Source organism: Burkholderia sp. Ac-20384 (assembly GCF_017104605.1).
Lineage (GTDB): Bacteria > Pseudomonadota > Gammaproteobacteria > Burkholderiales > Burkholderiaceae > Burkholderia > Burkholderia lata.
Window position 1 is genome coordinate 25,183 of the sequence record NZ_JAAGPE010000094.1, and the last position, 6,180, is coordinate 31,362.

General features: G+C 67.1%; 3 protein-coding genes and 1 pseudogene. 2 read left to right on the top strand and 2 right to left on the bottom strand.

From position 1 onward, the window contains the following. The first annotated feature begins 24 nt into the window (after positions 1–24). Together G3O00_RS19185 and G3O00_RS19190 are read left to right on the top strand one after the other, a co-directional pair. Positions 25–2,115: a D-(-)-3-hydroxybutyrate oligomer hydrolase gene (locus G3O00_RS19185; protein ID WP_206143973.1), complete on the top strand. Its 2,091-nt coding sequence runs from the start codon at positions 25–27 to the stop codon at positions 2,113–2,115. A 614-nt stretch (positions 2,116–2,729) separates the two neighbouring features. Continuing rightward, positions 2,730–4,565 (top strand): peptidase S1, encoded by a 1,836-nt coding sequence (locus tag G3O00_RS19190; protein WP_011351115.1) that lies wholly within the window; start codon positions 2,730–2,732, stop codon positions 4,563–4,565. 328 nt (positions 4,566–4,893) lie between these two features. Here the strand turns inward: G3O00_RS19190 and G3O00_RS19195 are convergent, their stop codons facing one another. Together G3O00_RS19195 and G3O00_RS19200 are read right to left on the bottom strand one after the other, a co-directional pair. Then, on the bottom strand, positions 4,894–5,682 hold the full coding sequence (locus tag G3O00_RS19195; RefSeq protein WP_011351116.1) for a sulfite exporter TauE/SafE family protein: 789 nt from the start codon (positions 5,680–5,682) through the stop codon (positions 4,894–4,896). Between the two features lie 340 nt (positions 5,683–6,022). Further along, a pseudogene (locus G3O00_RS19200) lies at positions 6,023–6,180 on the bottom strand (MFS transporter); the annotation flags it as partial.

Sequence of the window (6,180 nt, forward strand, 5' to 3'; positions counted from 1 at the left end):
GATAACGATATCGAGAGGGCGGCGATGACGAGGCTCGGGTGGGGCAGGCGGATGGTTTTCGGCGCGGCGCTGGCCGCGGTCGCGATACTGGGCGCCTGTAACGGCGACGAGTCGGCCGAGCGCAACCGGTTGCCCGGTTTCGTGTCCGGCAGCGTGCGCACGACGGCCTATGACGGCGCGAGCGACGACCTGCTCACGGCTGGCCTCGGCAAGACGGGCCTCGGCTCCGCGAGCGCCCCCGGCTTTGCGAATGCCGCCCGGCCGACGAGCGCCGAGCTGCGCCGTCTCGCGATCTGGTCGAACTACCGCGCGCTCGTCGACATGAGCGCAAACGGCGGCTACGGCCGCTTCTGGGGGCCGAACGTCGACCTCGACGGCAACGACACGCTCGGCGAAGGCAAGATCCCCGGCACCGAATATCTCGCGTACTCCGACGATGGCAGCGGCAGCAAGAACGTCACGCTGCTCGTGCAGGTGCCAGCCAGCTTCAATCCCGCGCAGCCGTGCATCGTCACCGCGACGTCGTCGGGCTCGCGCGGCGTGTACGGCGCGATTTCCGCAGCCGGCGAATGGGCGCTCAAGCGCGGCTGCGCGGTTGCCTACAACGACAAGGGCGGTGGCAACGGCGCGCACGAACTCATGTCGGACACCATCACGCTGATCGACGGCACGCTCGCCAACGCGGTGCTGGCCGGCACCTCGAGCCTGTTCACCGCGAACGTCACCAGCGGCGATCTCGCGACGTTCAATGCCCGCTTCCCGAACCGCTATGCGTTCAAGCACGCGCATTCGCAGCAGAATCCCGAGCAGGACTGGGGGCACGTGACGCTGCAGTCGGTCGAGTTCGCGTACTGGGCGCTCAACGAGCAGTTCGGACCGCTGATCGACGGTTCGCATCACGGCGTGCGCTATCGCGCGGGCGACATCACGACGATTGCCGCGTCGGTCAGCAACGGCGGCGGCGCGTCGCTCGCGGCGGCCGAGCAGGACAACCGCGGCTGGATCACCGCGGTCGTGGTCGGCGAGCCGCAGATCAACGTGCGGATGGCGCCGAACGCGGTCGTGCGCTCGGGCGGCCAGCCCGTGCCGTCGTTCGGCCGGCCGCTGGCCGACTACGCGACGCTCGCGAACCTGCTGGAGCCGTGCGCGGCCGCCTCGGCGTCGCTCGCCGGCGCGCCGTACCTGAGCGCGCTGCCGGTGGCGACCACGCAGTCGATCCGCACCCAGCGCTGCGCGACGCTCGCCGCGGCCGGGCTCGTGTCGGGCGCCGATACGCAAAGCCAGGCCGCCGACGCGCTCGCGCAGCTCCACGCGGCCGGCTACCTCGCCGATTCCGACCTGCTGCAGGCGCCGATGTGGGATTCGCAGGCGATTCCGGCGATCGCGGTGACCTATGCGAACGCGTACACGCGCTCGCGCGTCACCGACAACCTGTGCAATTTCAGCTTCGCGACGACGAACCCGGCGACGGGCAGCGTCGCCGCGCCCGCCACGTCGCCGATGCCGGCCGTGTTCGGCGTCGGCAACGGCGTGCCGCCGACGGCCGGCATCGACCTCGTGTTCAACACGGGTGCGGGTGTCGACCACCGGCTCGCGACGCCCGATGCAAGCTTTGCGGGCGCGCTGTGCCTGCGCCAGCTCTGGACCAACGGGATGCTCGGCATGCCCGCGAACGTCGACGCGGTGCGCGTGAACGCGAACCTGCAGGGCAAGCCGGCGATCATCGTGCAGGGCCGCAGCGATGCGCTCGTGCCCGTGAACCACGCGTCGCGCGCATACGTCGCGCAGAACGGCATCAGCGAAGCCGGGCGCAGCCAGCTCGTGTTCTACGAGGTGACGAACGGCCAGCACTTCGACGCGTTCCTGCCGGTGCCGGGCTTCGACACGCGCTTCGTGCCGGTCCATTACTACAACCTGCAGGCGCTGAACCTGATGTGGAAGCACCTGAAGAACGGTGCGCCGCTGCCGCCGTCGCAGGTGATCCGCACGGTGCCGCGCGGCGGCACGCCGGGCGCCGCGCCTGCGCTGACGAGCGCGAACCTGCCGCCGATCTCGGCCGCGCCGGGCGCGAACGCGATCACGGTCGGCGCCGGGGCGATCGACGTGCCGCTCTGACGGCGCCCGCCGCGCTGCCCTCACGAAGCCGGACAGCCGTCCGGCTTTTTCTTTTGGCCGGTCTGGAATCGGTCCCGAACTGCCTTTTATCGGAATGGCGAGCGCCGTAACAAATTATTACTTTACGGCGGTAAATCGGGACCCTAATATGCGCCGGTATTTTCACTTAATTTAATAAATTCCAGATACGAGATATTCCTTTCCGTTTAGTTAATCGATCCTTTCGATTTTATTAAATCGGCTCGAGTCGCGATTGATCGTCGTTTTGCGATTAATCGGTATCTCGCCGAGGGGGATTGTTCGTCTGTTCGAAGCGAGGCGCCCTTGTCGGGCCGGCCTTGCGGGGCATGCTTTTGCCGTCGATTTTGTGCGTATGCAAATACGCGGAATGAATTTGTATTGCTTCGGATTATTGAATTGTCGTGTGCAATGGGATTGATTCCATTGTGCAGTCGCAAAAAAATATGGGTGGGGTAAATCATGCCGGTCGGTATTCGCCGATCCGGTAAAAAACTCGGAGTGCGTCGCATAACGAATGCATTCCCGGTGCGGAGCGCCGGCGCAAATGATCCTTTGCGACCGGCGGTATTTATCGTTCTGTTCGAGAGGCAATAATGACGACACGGAAGTCCTTGAAAGACGGTTTCGCGCTATTCGGAACGACACTGAGCGTGCCGCTCGCTGCAGCCGCGGCCGCCGCACTGCTCGTCACGGGGTGCGGTGGCGACGACGGGTCGGGCCCGGCCGCTTCGGCCGCCGCCGCGGCCGCGACGTCGGCCGGCGCCAGCACGTCGGCCAACACCAACGCAACGGCCGCCGCGGCCGACCAGCCTTACGTCGACAACGACGTGTACGGCACCGGGCCGAACGACGCGGTCACGGATTCCACGGAAGGGGCGGCCGTCGTGCACCGCACGGTCACGATCGGCGGCAAGACCATCAAGTACACGGCTACCACCGGCCACCTGACGACGATCGATCCGACCACGTCGGCGCCGAACGCGAAGATGTTCTACGTCGCGTACACGCAGGACAATCCGGACCCGTCGAAGCCGCGCCCGGTCACGTTCTTCTACAACGGCGGCCCGGGCTCGTCGTCGGTCTACCTGCTGCTCGGCTCGTACGGGCCGAAGCGCCTGCAGTCGTCGTTCCCGAACTTCACGCCGCCCGCGCCGTACAAGCTGCTCGACAACCCGGACAGCCTGCTCGACCGCACCGACCTCGTGTTCATCAACCCGGTCGGCACCGGTTACTCGACGGCGATCGCCCCGGCGAAGAACAAGGACTTCTGGGGCACCGACCAGGACGCCCGCTCGATCGACCGCTTCATCCAGCGCTACCTGACCAAGTACTCGCGCTGGAATTCGCCGAAGTTCCTGTACGGCGAGTCGTACGGCACCGCGCGCAGCGCAGTCGTGTCGTGGGTGCTGCATGAAGACGGCATCGACCTGAACGGGATCACGCTGCAGTCGTCGATCCTCGACTACGCGAACGCGCTGTCCGCGCCGGGCACGTTCCCGACGCTCGCGGCCGATGCGTTCTACTGGAAGAAGACGACGCTCAACCCGACGCCGACCGACCTCGACGCGTACATGATCCAGGCCCGCAACTATGCGGACAACACGCTCGCGCCGCTCGCGCAGAAGCCGAACCCGCAGGACGGCGGCTTCGTGAACGTGCGCCTGAACCTGAACCTGCAGACCGCGCAGCAGATGGGCTCGTACATCGGCACGGATCCGACGTCGCTGATCCAGACGTTCGGCAACCCGGCCGCGCTCGGCAACGTGCCGTCGTCGGATGACAACCCGCCGTACACGTTCTTCCTGACGCTCGTGCCGGGCACGCAGATCGGCCAGTACGACGGCCGCGCGAACTTCACGGGCAAGGGCATCGCGCCGTACATCCTGCCGAACTCGGGCAGCAACGATCCGTCGATCACGAACGTCGGCGGCGCGTACACGGTGCTGTGGAACAGCTATATCAACACCGACCTCAAGTACACGTCGACGTCGTCGTTCGTGGACCTGAACGACCAGGTCTTCAACAACTGGGACTTCAGCCACACGGACCCGACCGGCGCGAACAAGGGCGGCGGCAATACGCTGTACACGGCCGGCGACCTGGCGTCGACGATGAGCGTGAACCCGGACCTGAAGGTGCTGTCGGCCAACGGCTATTTCGACGCCGTCACGCCGTTCCACCAGACGGAGCTGACGCTCGCGCAGATGCCGCTCGACCCGACGCTCAAGGCGCAGAACCTGACGATCAAGAACTACCCGTCGGGCCACATGATCTACCTGAACGACGCGTCGCGGACCGCGCTGAAGGGCGATCTCGCCAACTTCTACGACGGCATCCTGGCCAACCGCACCGCGCTGCAGCGCGTGCTGAAGCTGCAGATGCGCACGCAGCAGCTCAAGCAGCAGAAGTTGCAGCAGCAAGGACAGTAAGCGCCGTGGGCGGCTTGTGCCGCCTGTCATGACGTAAAGGTGTCGCCGGGTCACGTGCGCCCGCTTTTCGCGTGACGTATGTCGACGGCGATGCCGTTGTCCTCAACGATGCCCCGGGAGCCATGGACTTCCGGGGCATCGTCTTTTCCGAGGAGACGTGGCGCGTGGAAGCCACCCGTGACGGCATTGCGGAATCCTTGAAGAGGGGATGAACAGCCCTCTATTGAGGATTCGCCGGAAATTCAGGCGGTGACGTTCGGTTCCCGAGCGGGACGAGTTGTTCGCCAGGGGTGAGGTCGGTCAGTACCCGGCGGGGCGCTCGCGCCGCTTACGCCAGCACGAGCCGGATGCCGACCGCGACGAGCGTCGCGGCGAGCAGGTTGCGCAGCAGCCGTTCCGGCGCGCGCGCCGACAGCAGGCTGCCGAGCACGATGCCCGGCAGCGAGCCGAGCAGCAGCGACAGCAGCATCGACCAGTCGACCGAGCCGAGCAGCCAGTGGCCCATGCCCGCGACAAGCGTGAGCGGCACCGCGTGCGCGATGTCGGAGCCGACGATGCGGGTCGTTGCAAGCGCCGGATACAGCAGCAGGAGCACGGTCACGCCGATCGCGCCGGCGCCGACCGACGTCATCGACACCAGCACGCCGAGCACGGCGCCCGTCAGCACGGTCGACCACAGCGTGCGCGCGGGGCTCGGCGCGAGCGGGTTGCGCGCGGCGAATGCGGTGAGCTGCGGCCGGAAGATCAGCGCGAGCGACGTGAGCAGCAGCGCGACGCCGAGCACGAGCTGGATCATCCGCGCGGTGCCGGGCGAGTTCATCCCGTGCGTATGCAGCCACCACAGCGTGACGGCCGCGGCCGGCACGCTGCCCGCCGCGAGCCGGCCCGTGATGCGCCAGTCGATCGAGCCTTTCAGGCCGTGGACGAGCGTGCCGGTGGCCTTGGTCGCGGCCGCGTACAGCAGGTCGGTACCGACCGCCGTTGCAGGGTGGACGCCGAACAGCAGCACGAGGATCGGCGTCATCAACGAACCACCGCCAACGCCCGTCAGGCCGACGAGGATGCCGACGAACAGGCCGGACAACGAGTACAGCAGATCGATATGGGGAAGCGACATCGGAAGCAGGCGGTTATGCGGCGACGGTGATGGGATGTTCGGCGGCGGCGCGTGGCCGCGGCGTGCGCGTCAAAGTCCGCCATTGTCGCAAATGTGGCGGGTCGATGTACGACTGCGTTAAAAATCGCTGGGGAAAGCCCGTGGGGTGGGCAACCGGCCTGAAGTCAAACGGGCGTTTGAGCAGAGCGGGGCATCGCGGCCGTCCTCGGCGCGACCGATCGGCCCGAAATGCCCGGTGAAGCGAGCGCGGGTGCCGGGCCCGGCACGCGTAAAAAAGGGCGCGACGATGCGCGCCCGGGTTCGATAGCGACGGTGGACGCCGCCAGCCGCCGGCTACCGGTCAGTGCATCGCGGGGCCGACGCCTTCGACCGCTCCCTGCCGCCGGATGCGCAGCGCGAGGCCGATCAGCGCGGCGGCGGCAGCGAATGCCGCGCCGAACGCGAAGGCCGCATGGTAGCCGCCGTTCAGCGCGTCGAGCGGCGCGGCGTTCGCGGCCG